Origin of the sequence: Streptomyces sp. NPDC014889 (assembly GCF_043081205.1) — a bacterium.
Classification (GTDB): domain Bacteria; phylum Actinomycetota; class Actinomycetes; order Streptomycetales; family Streptomycetaceae; genus Streptomyces.
In genome coordinates this window covers 1-1,772 of record NZ_JBIBWH010000044.1, presented here as the reverse complement: position 1 = coordinate 1,772, position 1,772 = coordinate 1, and the positions used below count along the sequence as shown (strand labels likewise).

The 1,772-nt window shown below is 58.4% G+C and carries 2 protein-coding genes; both read left to right on the top strand.

Going from position 1 to position 1,772, the window contains the following annotated elements:
• The first annotated feature begins 228 nt into the window (after window positions 1–228).
• Complete coding sequence (locus tag ACF09J_RS36000) at window positions 229–651, top strand: serine hydrolase (protein ID WP_166814103.1); 423 nt, start codon at window positions 229–231, stop codon at window positions 649–651.
• Between the two features lie 138 nt (window positions 652–789).
• On the top strand, window positions 790–1,772 hold a 983-nt coding region (locus ACF09J_RS35995; RefSeq protein WP_391901464.1), incomplete at its 3' end, for an IS110 family transposase.

The window sequence follows — 1,772 nt, the reverse complement described above, 5'->3', positions numbered from 1 at the left end:
CAAACATCCCCAACGGACTGACAGCCAGTGCCATACACAGCGGTATGAAACAGAGAATGGGCTGGTTGAACCCTGCACTCGATATCGCCGGACACTTCCTGCACCCCTTGGATATTGACCGATAAGACCCACTTTTCCAATCGGGTCGCCGTCGGACCAGTCGGGGCTTCCTGCCCTGCCGATCCACATTTTCACCAACCTGTATTTCTATAGCCAAGAGAGGCGAGAATGACGATGTTTCGCGGTGTTACGCGTCGGACGCTATTGGGCGCAGCGGTGCTGGTACCGCTTGCCGGTTGTTCAGCGAAGAATCCTTCGACGACAAGTTCTCAAACGTCAACGGCAAGCGAAGAGGATCGAGCCCACCTCCTGGCTGATCTCGAAGACAAATACGATGCCCGCTTGGGTGTATATGCGGCCAATCCGAGAACGGGAGGGATGGTCGAGTATCGAGCTGACGAGCGTTTCGCGTTCTGTTCCACATTCAAAACCCTTGCTGTCGCAGCGGTATTGAGCCAGAATCCGCTGGAATATTTGGATGCCGTCGTTTATTACACGGCGGATGATCTTCAGTCTTATGCGCCCATCACGAAGCAGCACCTGGACACCGGGATGGCTGTCGGTCAATTATGCGAAGCTGCTCGTCGATGACGTTCTCGTCGAATTGTATGTCTAGACGGTATGAGGGTCGGCCCGTTTCGGGCCGGGGACTCGCTTGCAAGTTGCCGTGGGTTGCCGAGTAGGCGAAGCCTGGATCGGTAGTGCCTACATTTGCAGGAGGCCCCGGTGATGTATCAGCGTACGAGTGTCGGATTGGACGTGCACGCACTGTCTGTAGTGGCATGTGCGATCGACGGTCAAACCGGTGAAGTATGGAAACAACGATTATGTCCGGACTCCGGTGAGATCCTCGCCTGGTTGCGTTCGTTGCCGGGTCCGGTGAAAGCCGTCTACGAGGCCGGACCGACCGGATTCGGCCTGTACCGAGCTCTGAATCAAGCGGGTGTGGAGTGCGTGGTGGTTGCGCCGTCGAAATTGCAGAGACCTGCTGGTGACCGCGTCAAGACCGATGCTCGCGACGCGCTGCATCTGGCGCGGTTGCTCCGACTGGACGAGATCGTCGAGGTCACGGTCCCTTCGGTAGAACAAGAGGCAGCCCGAGATCTGGTCCGTGCCCGTGAGGATGCTCGCGGGGATCTGATGCGATGCCGACATCGCTTGTCGAAACTTCTTCTGCGGCAGGGCATTGTCTATTCTGGTGGTGCGGCGTGGACTGGTGCGCATGATGTGTGGCTACGAAGTCAGAGGTTCGAGCAGTCGGCGTTGCAGGCCACGTTCGACTCGAACTATGAAGCGATGCTGCTCACCCGAAGCCGCCGTGACCGACTGGATACGGCGATCGAGGAGATGGCGGAGAACAGTCCCTACACGCCGATGGTGCACCGTTTGGGATGTTTACGCGGAATCTCTACTTTGACCGGGTTCGGGTTGGCGGTCGAGATCGGCGACTGGCAGCGATTTACGGGGAGCACCATCGGTTCCTATGTCGGCCTGGTGCCGAGTGAATACTCTTCGGGGACATCACGATCACAGGGTTCGATCACCAAGACCGGCAACGGTCATGCACGTCGGTTGTTGGTCGAGGCAGCATGGCATCACCGCAAGATCTACCGCAACCCTGGACAGGTCATGCGCACTCGATGGGCGAAAGCCAGCCCCGCTGCGCGTGCTCGTGGGCATGCCGGCAACCACCGCCTGCATCATCGGTGGGA

Bases quoted from the DNA above. Each gene is read 5' to 3' on its own strand.
- ACF09J_RS36000 (WP_166814103.1), top strand. From the start codon at position 229: ATGACGATGTTTCGCGGTGTTACGCGTCGGACGCTATTGGGCGCAGCG.